The 19,476-nt window shown below is 33.5% G+C and carries 14 protein-coding genes, 3 tRNA genes and 1 pseudogene; 8 read left to right on the top strand and 10 right to left on the bottom strand.

Going from position 1 to position 19,476, the window contains the following annotated elements:
• Positions 1 to 39: 39 nt before the first annotated feature.
• The 4 genes from VB798_RS18825 to VB798_RS18810 all read right to left on the bottom strand — a co-directional run bounded on the left by VB798_RS18825 (position 40) and on the right by VB798_RS18810 (position 2,422).
• A complete protein-coding gene (locus VB798_RS18825; protein WP_323261178.1) occupies positions 40 to 1,797 on the bottom strand; it encodes a hypothetical protein in 1,758 nt (585 codons plus the stop codon).
• 248 nt (positions 1,798 to 2,045) lie between these two features.
• A tRNA-Glu gene (locus tag VB798_RS18820) sits at positions 2,046 to 2,117 on the bottom strand.
• 62 nt (positions 2,118 to 2,179) lie between these two features.
• Positions 2,180 to 2,251: transfer RNA gene (locus VB798_RS18815), tRNA-Glu, on the bottom strand.
• A 99-nt stretch (positions 2,252 to 2,350) separates the two neighbouring features.
• Positions 2,351 to 2,422: transfer RNA gene (locus VB798_RS18810), tRNA-Glu, on the bottom strand.
• A 271-nt stretch (positions 2,423 to 2,693) separates the two neighbouring features.
• Between VB798_RS18810 and VB798_RS18805 the strand changes: the two genes are divergently transcribed.
• The 3 genes from VB798_RS18805 (at position 2,694) to VB798_RS18795 (ending at position 6,092) form a co-directional block, all read left to right on the top strand.
• The gene (locus VB798_RS18805; protein ID WP_323261176.1) at positions 2,694 to 4,277 is read left to right on the top strand and encodes a putative maltokinase; all 1,584 of its coding nucleotides are present in this window, start codon (positions 2,694 to 2,696) and stop codon (positions 4,275 to 4,277) included.
• Positions 4,278 to 4,566: 289 nt separating this feature from the next.
• Entirely contained in the window at positions 4,567 to 5,394 is an 828-nt protein-coding gene (gene pyrF, locus VB798_RS18800; RefSeq protein WP_323261174.1) for an orotidine-5'-phosphate decarboxylase, read from the top strand.
• A gap of 26 nt (positions 5,395 to 5,420) precedes the next feature.
• Positions 5,421 to 6,092, top strand: a complete 672-nt coding sequence (locus VB798_RS18795; protein ID WP_323261172.1) for an acetoacetate decarboxylase family protein — start codon at positions 5,421 to 5,423, stop codon at positions 6,090 to 6,092.
• Between the two features lie 858 nt (positions 6,093 to 6,950).
• Here the strand turns inward: VB798_RS18795 and glgB are convergent.
• The 3 genes from glgB to pyrR all read right to left on the bottom strand — a co-directional run bounded on the left by glgB (position 6,951) and on the right by pyrR (position 10,773).
• Positions 6,951 to 8,969: a 1,4-alpha-glucan branching protein GlgB gene (gene glgB, locus VB798_RS18790; protein ID WP_323261170.1), complete on the bottom strand. Its 2,019-nt coding sequence runs from the start codon at positions 8,967 to 8,969 to the stop codon at positions 6,951 to 6,953.
• A 339-nt stretch (positions 8,970 to 9,308) separates the two neighbouring features.
• The gene (locus tag VB798_RS18785; RefSeq protein ID WP_323261168.1) at positions 9,309 to 10,235 is read right to left on the bottom strand and encodes an aspartate carbamoyltransferase catalytic subunit; all 927 of its coding nucleotides are present in this window, start codon (positions 10,233 to 10,235) and stop codon (positions 9,309 to 9,311) included.
• A gap of 1 nt (position 10,236) precedes the next feature.
• Positions 10,237 to 10,773, bottom strand: a complete 537-nt coding sequence (gene pyrR, locus VB798_RS18780) for a bifunctional pyr operon transcriptional regulator/uracil phosphoribosyltransferase PyrR (RefSeq protein ID WP_184135852.1) — start codon at positions 10,771 to 10,773, stop codon at positions 10,237 to 10,239.
• A gap of 169 nt (positions 10,774 to 10,942) precedes the next feature.
• Here pyrR and VB798_RS18775 point away from each other — a divergent pair, with 169 nt between their 5' ends.
• Together VB798_RS18775 and VB798_RS18770 are read left to right on the top strand one after the other, a co-directional pair.
• A complete protein-coding gene (locus VB798_RS18775; protein WP_323261164.1) occupies positions 10,943 to 12,283 on the top strand; it encodes an NAD(P)/FAD-dependent oxidoreductase in 1,341 nt (446 codons plus the stop codon).
• Positions 12,284 to 12,288: 5 nt separating this feature from the next.
• Positions 12,289 to 13,362: pseudogene (locus VB798_RS18770) on the top strand (4Fe-4S binding protein); the annotation flags it as partial.
• A gap of 1 nt (position 13,363) precedes the next feature.
• Here VB798_RS18770 and VB798_RS18765 read toward each other — a convergent pair.
• Positions 13,364 to 13,813: a DinB family protein gene (locus tag VB798_RS18765; protein ID WP_323261162.1), complete on the bottom strand. Its 450-nt coding sequence runs from the start codon at positions 13,811 to 13,813 to the stop codon at positions 13,364 to 13,366.
• A 57-nt stretch (positions 13,814 to 13,870) separates the two neighbouring features.
• Complete coding sequence (locus VB798_RS18760; protein WP_323261161.1) at positions 13,871 to 15,829, bottom strand: alpha-1,4-glucan--maltose-1-phosphate maltosyltransferase; 1,959 nt, start codon at positions 15,827 to 15,829, stop codon at positions 13,871 to 13,873.
• Positions 15,830 to 16,085: 256 nt separating this feature from the next.
• Between VB798_RS18760 and VB798_RS18755 the strand changes: the two genes are divergently transcribed.
• Positions 16,086 to 16,904 carry a septal ring lytic transglycosylase RlpA family protein gene (locus VB798_RS18755; RefSeq protein WP_323261159.1) on the top strand — a complete coding sequence of 273 codons (819 nt, stop codon included), beginning with the start codon at positions 16,086 to 16,088 and terminating at the stop codon, positions 16,902 to 16,904.
• Between the two features lie 52 nt (positions 16,905 to 16,956).
• Here the strand turns inward: VB798_RS18755 and VB798_RS18750 are convergent, their stop codons facing one another.
• A complete protein-coding gene (locus tag VB798_RS18750; RefSeq protein WP_323261157.1) occupies positions 16,957 to 18,399 on the bottom strand; it encodes a sodium:solute symporter in 1,443 nt (480 codons plus the stop codon).
• An 87-nt stretch (positions 18,400 to 18,486) separates the two neighbouring features.
• On the opposite strand from VB798_RS18750, the gene VB798_RS18745 reads away from it, so the two are divergent.
• Positions 18,487 to 18,768 carry an ATP-dependent Clp protease adaptor ClpS gene (locus VB798_RS18745; protein ID WP_323261155.1) on the top strand — a complete coding sequence of 94 codons (282 nt, stop codon included), beginning with the start codon at positions 18,487 to 18,489 and terminating at the stop codon, positions 18,766 to 18,768.
• Positions 18,769 to 18,824: 56 nt separating this feature from the next.
• Positions 18,825 to 19,442 (top strand): recombination mediator RecR, encoded by a 618-nt coding sequence (recR, locus tag VB798_RS18740; RefSeq protein ID WP_323261153.1) that lies wholly within the window; start codon positions 18,825 to 18,827, stop codon positions 19,440 to 19,442.
• Positions 19,443 to 19,476: the final 34 nt, after the last annotated feature.

The following is a 19,476-nucleotide window of genomic DNA, read 5'->3' as shown; positions in this document are numbered from 1 at the left end:
GATTTATTTCTTCACCCGCTTTGTTTTTAGGAGATTCTGTTACTTAAAATTCAGGAAAGTATAAAAATAATCTTTATCAGCTTTGGGAATTTGTTTTAATGCTGTGTTTTTATAAGTAGGATTGGTTGTTTCCCAAGCGTCTGGAGTGATGTGTATTTCTTGATAAACACCATCTACATTGGCTCTGAGCCATACTTCAGTTGGTTCGATACCTTCGGTTCTCCAACACATAGCCTCTAGTTTTTTCTTTCCTACTTTTGTACGGCAAGGTAGAATATTTGGTGAATCTGCCCATTCTACAGCCTTATGTTTAACCCAATGAACATGGTCGTAACTTTGTTCGGTTTCCCAATATTGAGGAACCATGTCAAGATAAGCATCAGTACCACCATTTGTCATTAACATTTTTATTCCTGCAAAAAAACCAATGTAAGTATCATGTACTTTATTATCAATAAATGAATTTTTATCCCATTGATGTAAATCAACATTATTCATGTAATTGATTGTAACAATATCAAAAGCATAGCGTCTTCCTGCCATTCTGCCTCTATGTTCCATTACTGCATCTGGAACAATATTCCCATTAGCCAGTTTTACATAAGGATTTAAGCCTATTGGACCTTTATCAGCAATCACTTTGGTTAACATCTTATTTCGGCGATTATTAAGTTTGTATCTACAGTACCAAGATTGCCATTCGAGCAAAGTCCCTGCTCTGGCTAAGAAATGCTCAGTATTTCTCGTTACTCCGTATTTATTAATAATGATGCTATTTCCATTGCCTAAATCAAAATTTTCACCCTGTCTTGAAAATTCATTCGAATAAAACGAAACTTCGTTACTTGGAATAATATTGGGGTAATCAATCGGTCTTTTATTGACAACTCCCTTTGAAGGAATTGAAATAGGAGGGGTGGATGCTTGCCAATCTTCAGAGAATTTAGCTTTTCTACTGGTATAATTGCCTTCACTATCTGGATAATAGAACATTGCATTTGCGCCAGTATCTCTATCGTGAATATACCCCAACGTATTAATCGGTCCTCCATAATCAGAAGAAATATCGCCTGTAGTATTTTCAGCCATGCCGATAAGTAATGCTCTGTGAAGTTCATCACCATAATCGGCTGTTCCATCTTCAACATCAATCGCCACCAATCCTCTGTGTGATTTTCCTTTGATATTATCTCCCCAACCCATAGTAGCATCCAAAACAGTAGAACGTCCAAAATCATAAGCACCTTCTATACCAATACTAGACAATTTTTTACCACCTTCTAAGCTTCCCTCAAAAAATCTATGCTGATAAGGAATTGTACTAATAAACTCTTGATAACTTTTGCCAACTACAGGGTCAATGTCTTTTTGCCAAGCTCTTCCATGTTCCAAGTCATAAGAGTGAATATATTCAAGACCTCTTTTACCATTTCCATGATAAAATTCTGGTACAATAGTGGCATTGCCCATCAAACCAACGTCCCAAGGATTAAGGTGATTATCCGTAAAAGGCTTTCCCCAAAAATTCCACCATACAGCCCATTTCGGTCTGATATAACCTTGGGCATTTGTATAACTAGGTATTTTAAAAGTACCAATTAGGTTCAATGGAAGTTCATTTACTTTTGTTTGGATGGCGATTTCCTTTGCTACATTACTAATTGATAAAGGAGTATTGGTGATTGTTTTTGTAGGAAGTGGCAGTGTCTTTTTTGAAACATCATTAATCTTTTTATCCGATTGTTGTGCACATGAAACAAAAGAAATGAGAAAGAATAGCGAGAATGTTTTTTTCATTTTTAAAGGAATTAGATTCAATTCATAACTAAAATAGTAAATAGCTTTGCAATGTAAGCTTAAATTTTATTGATAACGAACAAGAAGACAAACTAGCGCATTTTTATTAAATATTAGAAACTGATTTTCTAGAAATAAGATTTTTTAAGAGAGAAAAAAGACCGAAGGATTTGAAAACTGTAGTAAATAAAAATAAAACGACACTTTCAGGATGAAAGTGTCGTTTTATTTTGCTGAAATAGCTCTTGTAGTCCGTACGGGAATCGAACCCGTGTTTCATCCGTGAAAGGGACGTGTCCTAACCCCTAGACGAACGGACCATTGTGGGGTATAATAAAATTTACTTTTAATGAACTTCAAACAATGTTTACCATTGTTTTTGTAGTCCGTACGGGAATCGAACCCGTGTTTCATCCGTGAAAGGGACGTGTCCTAACCCCTAGACGAACGGACCATTGGGTTATAATAATTTTCACTTTACTATCACAAAACATTTTTTGTGATTAGAATTAAAAACCCTCCATATTGATATGAAGGGCTTGTTAACTTCTTGTAGTCCGTACGGGAATCGAACCCGTGTTTCATCCGTGAAAGGGACGTGTCCTAACCCCTAGACGAACGGACCATTGGGTTAAAACGTTTTTGATGATGTGAGTATCATTGTTCGTTTTTCGTGGTGCAAAGGTAGGAGTAATTTTTTGAATACACAACCTCAAAATAAAAAAAAATCAACAAATTGTTAAAGTTGTTGATTATCAAAAGATTGCAAGATGAAATATTGTAATCTTTTTTTTAATAGTTTAGAAAGTAATATTCTACTTTTTTTAAATATAAATATATTCTAAATTTAAACTCATAAAATGCCATTTTTATAAATCAAATTTCCTTCCTAAATAATGATTCAGTCAAAAATAAACTCACTAAACTCAAAAATTGCTTGGGAAAAAATCCGTGCAGATACTGAGCTTTTCGGTAATTTCGAGAAAAATGTTTTGCCAGCTTACATGAATACTTGTAGATGGTTTGCTGGAAAAGCCAGAATTCAAAAGGCTTTTAAAGTAACAACAGCTTTGGAAATTCCGATTGAAGAATCAATGGCATTGTTGATGATTGTGACTGTTTCTTATGAAGATGGTGAGGTTGAAAATTATTTATTACCTGTTTCATTCATTGATGCGAGTCATAATAAAGATATTGCTCCAAAAGGAATTATTACTTTGGCATACATCAATAATAAAAGAGGAATTATTGTAGATGCGATTTATGATGAACGTTTTCGACAAGCAATATTTTACCATTTAGCACATGCTGAAAATATCGGGCAAGCCAATGGAAAAATAGATTTCACCCGTGGAAAGGGTTTTTTAGGAGAAGATATTAATGCTCCAATTTCCTCAAGAGTTTTACCTGTTGATTCTTCCAATTCTGCGATTGTTTTTGGTGACAAGTATTTCTTGAAACTTTACAGGAAATTGTTTACAGAAACCAATCCTGAAGTAGATATGGTTGAATTCATTACCGAACACTCTAATTTTGCTTTTATTCCTGCTTTTGCTGGGAGTTTGGTATGGAAAGAAGAAAGTCAGCCAGATATTACGCTTGGCATGATGCAGCGAATGGTAGAAAATCAAGCAGACAGTTGGGTACAAACGGGCGAACAATTGGAAGATTTTGTTGACGCTTTTATGGCAAAATCATTTTCGATTAAAGAAGAAGTATTTCAACAAGTAGAATTACTGGCGCAACGAACCGCTGAAATGCACTTGGCTTTGTACAATACTGAAGCTGATAAAATGTTTGTTCCTGTAAATTTTGATGATACATATCGTAAGTTTTTGCACGATAGATTAACCAACCTTTTAGATAAAAGATATAATCTGCTCATTGATAATTATACAAAAATCACAGATGCCGTGACCCGAAAATTAGCTTGGGATTTTATGGAAGCCAGAGAATTGATTGATGAATTTGCAGATGGAATTTTAACTAAACCAATTCTTTCTCAAAGAATCAGAATTCATGGAGATTATCATTTAGGACAAGTATTAGCTACACAAAACGATTATATTATTATTGATTTTGAAGGAGAGCCAGAAAGCTCTATTACCGACAGGAAAATTAAACATTCTCCTTTAAAAGATGTAGCTGGAATGATTAGGAGCTACCATTATGCTATTTCAGCAAAAATGTTGAATGATGCTATTGCATTAAAATTTGAACCTCATCGAGTACAAACGGTAGCAGACCGCTGGTATAAATTGATTCAGCAAACTTTTATGGATAAGTATTTGGATACTTTTGGGCATCCACATCCATTGTTCAAGAATAATAATGAAATAAATTTTTTAATGTTGATTTACTTATTAGAAAAAGCCGTTTACGAATTAGGCTATGAAATTAATTATAGACCCGATTGGGTTAAAATACCGTTGAAAGGAATTGTGAATGTGATTCGTGAAATTGAGAAATTAAAAATGTAAGATATTTAATTGGAAAAAACCTAAGCCTCAAACAAGCTTAGGTTTTTTTAAGTGTTTTTGAAGACAAAGTACTTTGACTTTTGTTTCATAATTCTTTCAAACAAGGTTTGTAATTGTTGTTTTTTAAATAGTATTAAGTAAAAAAAAGATTAGATATGTAAGTTTTTTTGTTTTTTGACCACGAACAGATTAATATTGTCCACAAAATTTGCTTCTTCAGAAGATTAAGCAAATTTCTTTCTCCAATTAAACTTAGCACTTTTTAGAAAGAAAACTAAGATTTTTATAAATGACAAAGTCGCAGCTTTTTGAGCAAATTTTACAAAAACAATCATATCTGTGTATTGGTTTAGATACTGATATTCAGAAGATTCCCCGACATTTACTTCAAACAAAAGACCCAATTTTTGAGTTTAACAAACAAATTATTGATGCTACTCATCAATATGCGGTTTCATATAAACCCAATATCGCTTTCTATGAGGCTTTTGGTGCTAAAGGCTGGGAAAGTCTTCAAAAAACATTAGAATACATTCCAAAAGAATGCTTTACTATTGCTGATGCAAAAAGAGGTGACATTGGAAATACTTCAGGTTTATATGCTAGAGCATTTTTTGATGAACAATCATCGGGATTAAACTTTGATTCTGTTACTGTGGCACCATACATGGGCGAAGACTCTGTAAAACCTTTTCTTGAATTCGCTGATAAATGGGTTATCTTGCTAGCGCTTACGTCAAATGCTGGAAGTAAAGACTTTCAAACACTTTCGTTAACAAATGAAAAACAACTTTTTGAGGAAGTTCTTACAAAATCTCAGGAGTGGGGCAGTTCAGAACAATTAATGTATGTAGTGGGTGCTACTAAAGCAGCAATGTTACAGAAAATTAGGAGTATTGTTCCTGAACACTTTTTATTAGTACCGGGTGTTGGAGCACAAGGAGGAAGTTTAGAAGAAGTATCTAAATTTGGGATGAATAAACAATGCGGTTTATTAGTTAATTCATCAAGAGCAATTATTTATGCCTCATCTGGTGAAGATTTTGCTGAGAAGGCAGCTCAAGAAGCGAAAAAAGTACAAACAGAAATGCAAACGTATTTGGCTACTTATTTATAAAAAAATTGGACTTTAAACCCATCAATATGCAAAATCAAAGTGAAATAAAACTTCTTGCTGAAGCTCCTTGGCATTTAACAGGGAATGCTTACGCAATGATTTATAAGTTTCCGAAAGAGTTTGTTATGGAAAATGGATTTATGGAAGATTTTCAAAAAAGTAGATTTTTAGGATATTTTGGAACAGTAATGTTAGTTGATTACCAATCTTCAAATGTTGGTAAATATCAAGAATTACTTTTTATTCCAGGTATGTTTACTTTTGATTGGGCAAAGGTATTTTCAATCAGTAAAATATATGTTTCTTCTGATGAAAGTGTTTTAAACGGAAGAAAAAATTGGGGAATTCCAAAAGAAAAAGCTGATTTTGAATGGTCAAATGAAGCAGATGGTAAAACAAGTGTAAAGGTAAGGTTAGATAATAAAATTATTTTTGAGGCAAAATTTAATAAAAACTTTTTGTCTATTCCATTAAAAAATAACTGGTTCACTTTTAAATTGGCTCAAAAATCAGATAATAATTTAATGATTACTCCTTTTAGTTTTAATGGAAAAATTAAACTTTCAAAAGTTAATAAAGTATTTGTTGATGGAACTCACTTTCCTGATGTTTCACGGTTATCACCATTATTAACTATTCAAGTAAGTAATTTTAAGATGAACTTTGAGGCTGCAAAGATGAAAGAAAATTATTTTTGATAATACTTATTGGTTTTATCTAATAAATAATCCCTGAAATTTTTGTTGATTGTAAAATGAGTTATATATTTGTTAAAGAGATTATTAATAAAGTTATGGTTGACAATTAAGAGCAGTTAATATTCTCTATACTTGTACTTAATAACATTCCGCCAAGTGTTAGGATAAGATAAGAAAAAGCTTACATCATTTTGATAGCTTTATTGATTTCTTCTTTTATAGAATCCTCTCAACTTGCGGTCTCAATCTAACATTACGAACAATTAATTTTCTGTGATTTACTTATAAAGTATTTCATCTAAAAATACGAGAAAAAATATTGGGCTATGCCCTAAAGATTACTACTTAGGCGGATTGTGTAAAGACTCGGAGCAATGCATCGAGTCTTTATTTTTTTATAAATTTCACAACCAGTAATAGACTTATTGATGAATATTTGATTAAGAAATCTAAATTAAAAGACACTTAAATCATCATATTTTTTCGCTCAAACAACAAATTCTTAAAATTCACATCAAAATTTTAGGTTTGAATGGCTAAATTCTTACTTCGTGTAATTCTTGTAAAAATCATAGCATTTTAAATACAACATCGGTGGATTTGTGTTAATTTTACTTAATCAAATAACAAAATTATGGCGGTAATTTACTATTTGATTACTACAGTAATATTTTTAGATTCTATTTTATGGCGGTAAAAAAGAGTTCTAAAATATTATTTACAGACAAGTAAATTTATTTTATTTGTTGTATGATGATTTTGAAAAGACCCTTGAATTGGCGGATTCATAGGTCTTTTTTTTGTTTACACTCTATAAAAAAAGGGATGATACTTTCTTTAGTATCATCCCTTTTTAGGTTATTTAACTTTAAGAATACTTGCTCCGAGTGGAGGTATCGTTAAAGAAATGGAATAGGCTTTTCCTTGCCAAGCAATTTCTTCAGCCATAATTACTGATTTATTGGTTTTTCCGCTTCCTCCGAAATGGTGTTCATCGGAATTCAAAACTTCATTCCAAATTCCTTGCATTGGCACGCCAATTCTATAATTATCTCTAGGAACCGGCGTCATATTCAAGATAATGATAAGCTGTTCTTTATTGACATTTCCTTTTCTTGCATATACAACGACTGAGTTATCTCTATCAGAAGTGTCAATCCATTCAAAACCTTCATGTGAGAATTGCTTTTCGTATAAAGCAGGCTCTGTTTTGTATAAATTATTTAGTGCTTTCATTAGGTTTTGGATACCTATATGCGGGGCATGGTCTAATAACCACCAATCTAATCCTTTTTCAAAATTCCATTCAGATGTTTGTCCGAACTCTCCACCCATAAAAATCAGATTTGTACCTGGGTGAGTAAACATGTATGAAAAGAGAAGCCTTAAATTCGCAAATCTTTGCCATTCATCGCCTGGCATTTTTCCTATTAAAGATTTTTTGCCATAAACAATCTCATCATGAGAAAGCGGAAGCATAAAATTTTCGGTGAATGCGTAAACTGTAGAGAATGTTAATTGGTCTTGATGATGACGACGATACATTGGGTCTCTTTGGAAGTAATTTAATGTATCATTCATCCATCCCATCATCCATTTCTGACCAAAGCCTAAACCTCCAGCATAAATCGGTCTTGAAACGCCCGTAAATGAAGTAGATTCTTCTGCGATAATTTGAATATCTGGAAACTGAGAGTAAATCGTTTCATTCAATTCTTTGAAAAGAGAGATGGCTTCAAGGTTGTGATTTCCTCCAAAAATATTAGGTTCCCACTCACCATGTTTTCTAGAATAATCTAAATAAAGCATTGAGGCAACGGCATCAACTCTTAAACCATCAGCATGGTAGCGTTCTAACCAATAAATAGCATTAGAAATCAAAAAGCTACGCACTTCGTTTCTACCATAATTGAAAATATAAGATTTCCAATCTGGATGATACCCTCTACGCATATCTGGGTGTTCGAATAAATGAGTTCCATCGTATTCGTATAACCCGTGTGCATCGCCCGGAAAATGAGAAGGAACCCAGTCGAGTAATACTCCAATATCGTTTTTATGGCATTCTTCTACCAAATACATGAAATCCTGAGGAGTTCCAAAGCGAGACGAAGGAGCAAAATATCCAAGTACTTGGTAACCCCACGAAGGCTCATAAGGGTGTTCCATAATTGGCATGAATTCGATGTGCGTGAAGCCCATTTCTTTCACATAATTCACTAATTGGTCTGCTAATTCTACGAAGGTAAGTTTTTCATTTCCTTCTTTTCTTCTCCAAGAACCCACATGTACTTCATAAACAGACATCGGTGAAGTCAAAGAGTTTTTTGTATGACGCTTTGCCATCCAGTCTGAATCTGTCCATTCATACCAGTTGTCCCAAACTACTGAAGCGGTACGTGGAGGTGTTTCAAAGTGTTGGGCATAAGGGTCCATTTTTTCAATAAAACGGTTATCCTGAGTTTGGATACAGAATTTGTAGGTTTCACCTTTACCCATGTAAGGAATAAAGCCTTCCCAAATACCTGAAGCATCCCAACGTACAAATAAATGATGGCTACCTTTATCCCAATAGTTAAAATTCCCGATGACAGATACCGATTTTGCTGAAGGAGCCCAAACTGCAAAATAAACACCTTGTACGCCCTGATATTCTGTAATGTGTGAGCCAAATTTTTCAAACAATCGGTAATGTTTTCCAGCTTTAAAGAGATCAATGTCGAAATCAGAAAAACGACTGAATACTTCTACATTTTTAAGAATTACTGGAGCACTTGGAGTCTGGATTACTTCTGGTACTTCTACAACTTCTTTTTTACTTACTTTTTTCTTAGTTGTTTCGGTTGGTTGAGTAGTTGTTTTGGACGTTTTTGCCATTTTAATTATGGTTAATGGATTTTTTGCAAAGCAAATTGATGTCTTTTTGTAAATATAAAATTTCTTTTGAAATAGATTCGGTTAAGCTCATAGAATTTTATTTCATCATTAGTTAGTGAAGCGTAAAATACCGATAATAAAATTGAAATGAGTTTGATTGTCCTTTTTTGTTTACAATTTCGTGGAATAGTCTATTTTTTTATCAAATATACAATATTTTGCCTTTTTTAGAGCTTGAATGGTAATTTTATAAAAATAGAAAAAAAGAAATGAGAAAAGGAACAGGAAGAAAGAAGCTTACTCATAGCATTGTAGGAATACTATGAGTAAGAATAGAAATTAGTTTTGACCAGCCAATAAATAAAGCACTGCCATTCTTACAGCAACACCATTTTCAACTTGGTCAAGGATAATTGAATGATGAGAATCTGCGGCATCAGAAGTAAGTTCAACCCCACGGTTTATTGGTCCCGGGTGCATAATGACGATTTCTTTGTTTAAATCATCCAGCATTTTTTTGTTGATACCGAAGTATAAAGAGTATTCTCTAAGCGTAGGGAAATACTTTATTTGTTGTCTTTCTAATTGGATTCTTAGTACGTTGGCTACATCGCACCAGGCCAACGTTTCTTTTACATTATGCGAAACTTTTACGCCTAATTCATTCACATAACGTGGAATCAAGGTTGATGGTCCACAAAGTGTTACTTCTGCTCCTTGTTTGCGAAGTGCAAAAATATTTGATAAGGCCACTCTTGAATGTAAAATATCACCAATAATTGCGATTTTCTTTCCAGCTAAATCTGTTCCTAATTTTTCACGCATTGAAAAAGAATCTAACAATGCTTGTGTTGGGTGTTCGTGGGTTCCATCTCCAGCATTGACAATATTGGCAGCAATATGTTTTGAAAGAAAATGAGGAGCGCCAGGACTAGCATGACGCATCACAATCATATCTACTTTCATTGCCAAAATATTATTTACGGTATCAAGAAGTGTTTCTCCTTTTTTAACAGAACTACCAGAAGCAGAGAAATTGATAGTATCAGCAGATAAACGTTTTTCAGCCAGTTCAAAAGAAAGCCTAGTACGTGTTGAGTTTTCAAAAAATACGTTTGCAATTGTTACATCACGTAGGGAAGGTACTTTTTTGATGGGGCGATTAATTACTTCTTTGAACTCCTTGGCAGTAGCCATAATGAGTTCGATGTCGTCGGGTGTTAAATCCTTAATCCCCAAAAGATGTCGAGTACTTAGTTTTTGCATGCTATTTTGTGATTAACCAAATGTTATCGGCTTCATGCCCTTGTTCTTTCCATTCTACTAATACTTTTTCGGTAGCAAGGGTATTTACTTTTTTACCAACATAATCAGGATTTATGGGTAAATCTCGGTTGTAAATTCTGTCAATCAATACACATAATTCAACCTTACTTGGACGCCCAAAAGCTGTCATAGCATCAAGTGCTGCTCTTACCATTCGGCCAGTTGCCAAAACATCATCAACTAAAATTACTTGTTTGTTTTCAATGATGAAAGGTACTTTGGTAGCATTGGCTTTCACTAACTCACGGCGACGATAATCATCACGATAGAAAGTAGCGTCTAAATAACCAATAGGAATTTTAACACCAGTAATTGATTCTAGTTCTTGATGTATTCTTTCAGCAAAGAAAATACCTCTTGGTTGTAAGCCAATAATCACAGAATTTTCGAAATTCTGATGATTCTCAATCAATTCTTGACAGAGACGACTAATGGTAATACCTAGTAGAGGACTGGATAGGATGAGTTTGTGTTGCATTGAGTTTTTGTGATTAATTGACCTCGATGCCAGAGAATCGTGTCACAAAGATAGTATCCTTTGCGGATTGCTGAATGATGGAAGTAGAAATTTTTATTTTATGATACTTCTGAACAATCACTAGCCATCAATTTATTGTAAATTCGAAAAAGATTTTTAAGAATCAAGTATGAAACATATTGTCATTGTAGGAAATGGAATTGCGGGAATTACTGCGGCTAGGCATATCAGAAAACTAAGCGATTACAAAATCACGGTTATTTCATCAGAATCAACACATTTTTTTTCAAGAACAGCACTCATGTATATTTATATGGGACAAATGAAGTACGAACATACCAAACCTTATGAAGATTGGTTTTGGGAGAAAAATCGTATTGAATTAAAGTATGATAAAGTGGAATCAATCAATATTGAAAGAAAAAATCTTCAGTTAACTAAAGAATTACTTGAGTACGATCAATTGATTTTAGCAACAGGTTCAAATTATAATACTTTGCCCAATATTAATCCTGATATAAAAGGAGTGCAAGGACTTTATCATTTACAAGATTTAGAGAAGTTAGAAGAGAATACTAAAAACATTAAAAAAGCAGTAATTGTAGGAGGGGGTTTGATTGGAGTAGAGTTAGCCGAAATGTTGATTTCTAGAAATATTGAAGTTACTTTTCTAATCCGTGAAAATACTTTCTGGGGAAATGTACTGCCGATTGAAGAGGCTAATATTGTTACTCAACATCTAGCGAAAATGGGTGTTAAAGTATTAATAAATACTGAATTAAAGGAGGTTTATTGTTCTGTAAATCAGTGTGTTGTTAGTGTTTTGACGTCAAAAGATGAAAAGATAGATTGTGAATTTGTTGGATTGACAATAGGAGTAAGTCCAAATGTTGATTTAGTGAAAAATACTTCAATTGAAAGTCGAAAAGGTATTTTAGTGAATGAGTATTTAGAAACGAGCGAGCCAGATATTTTTGCCATCGGCGATTGTATAGAACACAAAAATCCTCCGAATGAAAGAAAGGCGATTGAGCAGATTTGGTATTCTGGAAAATTAATGGGTGAAACTGTTGCGAAGAATATTTGTGGAAATACAACGAAGTATGAACCAGATATTTTTTACAATTCTGCTAAGTTTTTTGAGATAGAATACCAAGTTTATGGTAAAATAGCACAGGTACTGCCTGCGAATGAACGAACATTCTATTGGAAAAATCCAGAGAATAATAATTGTTTAAGAATTAATTATGATGCTGAAAGTGAAAGGATTATTGGAATTCATGCTTTGGGCATTCGTTTGAGACAAGCAACTTGTGAAAAATGGATTCGAAATAAAAGTACAATCAAATATGTGCTAGAACATTTAGACGAAGCCAATTTTAATCCAGAGTTTTCAAAACCTTTTATTAATGCTATACTTGAAAAGTATAATCTGGAGCATCCTGAAAAGCCCATTTTGATAAAAAAGAAGAAAAATATCGCAAATCTTATTTCAAGGATTTTTAATTAGACGCAATGAATAATAATTATATTTTTCAAAACCCAGCAACAAATAAAGGATGGCTTGGAATGCTGATTGGTAGTCTGCTAATTATCTTCTATATACTTCTTTACTGGTTTCCTGCATCCATTCAAGGGCTTATTTCTTTGACAGACCCGATAAGTATAATGCTCAAAGGAAAAGTTGCTGACCAATGGTTTTTCTATGGCTTTATTTACACGATTGCTATTTTAGGAATGGGAATCAGAATGATTCGTAAATATCGCCACAACAATTATCAAAAAATAAGAACCATTTCGGTAATGTTCTTTCAAACCTGTTTTGCTTTTTTAATTCCAGAATTACTTGCTCGTTTGAATTTACCTTATCAAGACTTTAAAAATATTTTTCCTTTAGATTATGCCTTCTTTTTTGATTATAACATCGAAAAGAAAATAGCTGCTGGTACAATTGGTTACTTTATGTTGGCTTGGGGTATTTTTCTGTTTATTGTTGGCGTTCCAGTAATGACTTATTTTTTCGGAAAACGATGGTATTGTTCTTGGGTTTGCGGTTGCGGAGGATTAGCAGAAACTGTAGGAGACCCATTCAGACAATTATCAGATAAATCTTTAAAAGCATGGAAAATTGAACGCTATTCAATTTATGGAATACTAGCTTTTTCTTTAATCATGACTGTAGGAGTACTTTATACTTTTTTTACCAAAGAGAGTAAACTCTTCGGAATTATTGATACCAATTTTATCCGATACATTTATGGCTTTTTGATTGGAAGTATTTTTGCTGGAGTGGTCGGAACTGGCTTTTATCCATTAATGGGCAACCGTGTTTGGTGTCGATTTGGTTGCCCTTTGGCAGCTTATTTAGGAATCGTTCAGCGATATAAATCAAGATACAGAATCAGCGTAAATGCTGGTCAATGTATTTCTTGCGGAAATTGCTCTACTTTTTGCGAAATGGGAATTGATGTAAGAGCTTATGCGCAAAAAGGACAAGATATTGTTAGGGCTTCTTGTGTTGGTTGTGGAATTTGTTCTGAGGTTTGCCCACGTGGAGTCCTAAATTTGGAAAATATCTCAGTAAAATAACTTAAGACACTTCACTAATAATTCTTCTGTGATAGTTAATTTGTCCGAGATGATAAGTAAGATGTCCATGTAAATGAATCAAGAAATACTCAGTACTCATTTCATAACCCAATACATTTTCTGGATAAGTATTTGATAATTGTTCGTGGCTTAATTGAGCAAGCGTAATTGTTACAGCTTCTAATGTTTCATTGATGGCTTGGAGTACTTCTTGTCGTGGAATATTCTTTGCTGAAAATTCATGTTCACGATTTCGGATATATTCAATGTTCCCTAGATTTTTGCCGATATAAGTCTTTAAGTTTCCTACTAAGTGCAACGCTAAATTTCCACCAGCGTTATTTGTTCCTTTTACTGTTTGCCAAATAAGATTTTCGTAAGGATACTGTTCTATTTCTTTGATAAGAACTTTCAAATCTCTTTGGAATAATGTTAATATTGCTTCTTTCATGTTAGGATGATTTTAAAAGACCTTTTCTTCAGAAATAAGAAAAGGTCTTTTTGTTTTCTAAATATCTTCAATTCTAAATAAGTGCATTGGCATAATGTGTGGATCTAAATCAATGAAGTTGTATTCGCCACGCCAAACATATTTTGCGCCAGTAATCAAATCATGGACGATATACTCTTGATCAGGATGTTTATGAATTAAATGTAAAGGAATTCTCACATTTCCTCCTTGACGATTGTGCGGGTCAAGATTAACGGCGCATAAAATCTTATTTCCGTTTGAATGCGTTTTCAAATAAGCTATTACTTGGTCATTCTGAATATCACAGAAAGTAATATTATTGGTTCTTTGTAAAGCTGAATTTTCAATCCTCGCTTCGTTGGTTTTGCGGATAACATGGGTTAGTTTATTTTCCATTTGCCAATCCCAATGTCTTATTTCGTATTTCTCAGAATTTTTGTACTCTTCTTTATTAGGATTCCCTTCGTTAATCATGTATTCATAAACAGGTCCGAAAATTCCATAGTTAGCCGAAAGCGTAGCTGCCATGAAGTAACGAATAATAAACATTGGCTCAAGCCCTGTTTGTAAGCACCAAGGAAGAATATCATGCGTATTCGACCAGAAGTTTGGACGCATATATAAAGCTTGTTCGGTTTTGGTCAATTCATTCATGTAGCCAATTAATTCCGCCTTTGTATTTCGCCAAGTATAATAAGTATAAGAATGTGTATAGCCCAATTTAGCCAATTGTGCCATTACTTTAGGTTTTGTAAATGCCTCAGCCAAGAAAATCATGTCAGGATAAACAGTTTGTGCTTCGGCAATAACCCATTCCCAAAATCCAAAAGCTTTAGTGTGTGGATTATCAACACGAATAATTCTGATTCCCCATTCAGCCCAAGTCATAATTACCATTTTCAATTCTTCCCAAAGTCCTTGCCAATTTTCAGATTCAAAATTGATTGGATAAATATCTTGGTACTTTTTCGGAGGATTTTCAGCATACTGAATTGTTCCATCAGGGCGAATCTTGAACCATTCTGGATGTTCCTTTGCCCAAGGATGGTCGGGAGAACATTGAATCGCTAAATCCAAAGCCAATTCAATTCCCATTTCGTTACAAGTAGCAATTAAATGTTTTAGGTCATCTAATGTTCCTAATTCTGGTAAAATAGCGGTGTGTCCGCCTAGTTCTGAGCCAATTCCATAAGGTACTCCCGGTTCGCCCTCTTCACAAGTGGTACTGTTATTTTTCCCTTTTCTGAATTGTTTACCGATTGGATGAATTGGCGGAATATATAAAACATCAAAACCTAATGATTTTAAACGAGGAAGTACATTTTCTTCGACATCTTTAAATGTTCCGTGCTGTCCTTTTTTAGAGGAAGCAGAACGTGGAAACATAGAATACCAAGATGAGAATGCTGCTTTTTCTCTATCAACCCAGAGTTTTAGTTCTTTATGAGTAGCTATAAACTGTTTATCTGGATATTGTTCAATCCAATGGTGCATTTTTTTACTATGAGTAAATGCGATGGCTTCGTTGTAAGTATTTTTGTCTCTGAAAATTTTTGCAGTAGCTTTCAATTCAGTTTTATCTTCTTTTGAAGCTATTTTAGCCATTTTGTCAAGAATGTTAGCACCCATCAAAAGTTCAACATTGACTATTTGACCATCCTTGATTTTCATATCAATTTCATGTTCCCAAGTAGCAGCATGATCAACCCATGCTTCAATCGTATAAGTATAAAAACCATTTTTAGCAACTACAAAAGATGCTTCATATCGGTCATTATTGACGAAACTCATTTTTTTCTCAGTCCAAGCTTCATCAGTTGAAAACTTGTAAAGTAATCTTGCGCTTAATTGGTCATGTCCATCCAAGAAAATATCAGCTTCAACCTTGATGGTATCGCCTATAAATGCTTTTACAGCAAAGCGTCCTGCATCAAGTTGTGGACTAATATTTTCAATGATTACCCTTTGTTGTCCTTGAATTGTTTTTGAAATCATATTTGTATATCAAAATGGTTAAAAATGTAATTATAAAGTACTTAGAAGTACAATATTCTAAAATTAGACTAAAAAAATGAGATGTAATTACATCATTTTTTATGTAATTATAGTAAAAAGTAATTAATTTCACATGGTTGCCTGATTTAATAAGATAAGAGTATATGTTTTTTATTATCTGATGAAAAACTTGTACTTATTTGTGATATTCTAAGTAGTATATTGTTAGCTTTAAATTTATAAATTAAAAAACGCTGTGAAAAAGATCATCGCTTACTCAACCCTATTTTTATTGGTAAAAGCTTCCTCCTTTGCCTCTATCATTGAACAAATTCCTACAAAAAGCTTTGCCGAAGAAGGCATTGCTCGTTATTATGCGGCTCATCTCAAGGGTAAATATACCTCTTTTGGTGAAAAGTATGATGATACTCAGCTCACCGCTTCACATTCTAGGTATCCTCTGAATACTATTTTAAAAGTGGTTAATCTCGAAAATAATCATGCTGTAGAAGTAAGAGTAAATGATTATTGCGAATGCGAGAAAGAGGACAGAATTATTAATCTTTCCAAAGAAGCTGCTTCCAGGCTTGGTATGATGGCAAGTGGAAAAGCAAGAGTACGGATTGAAGTACTTTCGCCAATGACTTCGAATACTCATAAAAGAGCATCAGATAGAATTGCGGAAAGTATAATGCCTGAAAGGAGAGAGGTACTTTCAAAAGATAGTGGAAAGAGTTATGAAAACAATCTTTACATTAACTCAATAGCAACAAATCCTCCATTTTCAGCTGAAAGAACTTATGATATTGATGGTACAGAGAAATTCCCGAAAGGATATGCTGTGCAAGTTACTGCATTGACAAATTTAGGTTTTGTAAGAGATTTATATGATGAGTTACTAAAAATGGGAATACCTAAAGAAGAAATTTTTATACAAGTTGCTCTCAAAGAAAATGCTAAGTTATACAGACTACTCTTTGGAGAATATTATTCAAAAGAACTAGCGAATGAAAAAACCGTTTGGCTTTCACAACAAGGTTATACGGGCGTTGTGCGTTCTCATTATAATTTATAAAAAATGGATGTCAGAATTTACCTGACATCCATTTTTTCTGAAGACGAAGATTTTACTTTGTTTTAATCAGGCATAATCCTAAAAAAGTAATTGCTCCATTTAGCAATAATTTCTCAAATCCAAATTGATAACCATTTAACCATTCTTTCGAATTAACATCAATAACATAAGTTAGGATAGGAGCGGCGATACAAACAAATGGAACGAGTTTGTCTTTAATGGGCATTTTGGTGAAAAGTCCAAAAGAAAATAAACCTAAAAGTGGTCCGTAAGTATAACCAGCAATATTAAATACCGTTGAAATAATAGACTGACTACTTATTGCATTGAATATCAAAATGATGATAAAGAAAAGTGCAGAGAAACCGATATGAGTATAATGCTTGATACTATTTCTTTGTTTTTCTTCATATTTTTCGATGTGCATGAAATCTATACAGAAAGCGGTTGTGAGTGCTGTTAAAGCAGAATCAGAACTTGCATACGTTGCAGCTGTGATGCCTAATAAGAAAGTAACAGCAGCTAAAATGCCAAATTCGCCACCTAATGCTAATTTAGGATATAATAGATCTGTTCTTTCTGGAATTGGAAATCCAATTTTGTCTGCATAGATATAAAGTAAAGCTCCTAAACAAACAAACAGCAAAGTGGTTACAGCGAAAGTACAGCAAAACCAAAACATATTCTTTTGTGCTTCGCCGATATTTTTACAAGTAAGGTTTTTTTGCATCAAATCTTGGTCAAGCCCAGTCATGACAATAGCAATAAAAATACCTGCGATGAAATCTTTACTGAAATGATGTTTGTAAGAAAAATCATCAAAGAAGAACATTTTCGAGTATTTACTTTCTTGAATGGTAGAAACTAATCCACCTACACCTAAATCTAGTTTGTTCGCAATCAAGAAAATTGTTAATACCAATGCTGTTAAAAGGAAGAAAGTCTGTAAAGTATCTGTAACGATAATTGTTTTTACGCCGCCACGGTAAGTATAAACCCAAATCAATGCAATTGTTACCAAAGCTGAAATCCAGAAAGGAATATTCCAAGCATCGAAAATGGCTAATTGAAGTACTTGAACGGCCAAAAATAAACGAGCTGCGGAACCCAAAGTACGAGCTAACAAGAAAAAAGAAGAGCCAGTTTTATAAGACATCTTCCCTAATCGTTTATCTAAATACGTATAAATTGAAATTAAATTTAATCGGTAATATAAAGGAAGTAAAACCGTTGCAATTACAAAATAACCAACTAAATTGCCTAATATAATTTGATAATACGAAAGCGATACTTTACCAACATCACCCGGTACTGAAATGAACGTAACCCCAGAAATTGACGTTCCAATCATACCGAAAGCTACTAACCACCAAGGAGATTGTTTGTTTGCTGTAAAAAAAGTATTGGTGTCGGCTCCTTTAGAAGTGTAATGAGCAACAATTATAAGCATTAGAAAGTAAACGGCTAAAATCCCGAAAGCTAATCCTGTAGTCATAAATTTTTGGTATTCAGTTTTGTGAACATCAAATTTGATATTTTTTGTTAAATTTGCTATCATTTTAAAAGATAAATATTTTTACAAATGCAACCATTTGAACAATTCGAAGAAGAAGTTGATGTATTAGAAGAAGTTGTTGGTGTAGATCAATATGATCTTGTAGTGTTTAACGACGAAGTAAATACATTCGATTTTGTGATTGAAACACTTATAGATGTGTGTGGACATTCGGCTGAACAAGCAGAACAATGTACATTATTGATTCATTTCAAGGGTAAATGTGCTGTAAAAAAAGGTACTTTTGAAGAACTCGCTCCGATGAGAAATGATATTTGCCGTCGTGGCATTGCAGCGGAGGTTCAATAAGTGAACTTTTTCAGTATAATTATTCAATTACTTCAAAATCAACATTCCCAAAACCCTTGAATTATCCATCCAAACTCATAGAGAATGCTGTTGAAGAAATCTCAAAATTACCAGGCATTGGAAAAAAGACAGCATTGAGAATGGCTTTACATCTATTAAAAAGAGATGAAAAGCAGACACTCCATCTTTCTGAAGCCTTAACGGCTATGAGAACAAAAACACAGTATTGTCGCCAATGTCATAATATTTCAGATGATACCCTTTGTGGAATCTGTACCAATCCTAAAAGAGATGAATCTGTACTTTGTATAGTTGAAGATACCAGAGATGTACTAGCGATAGAAAACACTTCTCAATTCCGTGGACTCTATCATGTTTTAGGAGGAATCATTTCACCATTAGAAGGAATTGGCCCGGGAGATTTGAATATAGATTCATTACTTAATCGTATTGCAGAGAAACAAAATACCGATGCAGCGATAAAAGAAATTATTTTAGGACTTAGTCCTACAATGGAAGGAGATACTACAGCGTTCTATCTTACAAAGAGGCTTAAATCTCTTAATGTAAAAATTACAACGATTGCTAGAGGAATACCTATCGGTGGAGATTTGGAATATGCAGATGAAATAACGTTAGGAAGAAGCATCGTAAGCAGAATTGTATATGAGTAAAACTTAATGATAAAATTTGTAAAACCTGTTAATC

Source organism: Arcicella lustrica (assembly GCF_034930985.1).
In the GTDB taxonomy this organism is placed as follows: domain Bacteria; phylum Bacteroidota; class Bacteroidia; order Cytophagales; family Spirosomataceae; genus Arcicella; species Arcicella lustrica.
This window is presented reverse-complemented; position numbering and strand designations above follow the sequence as displayed.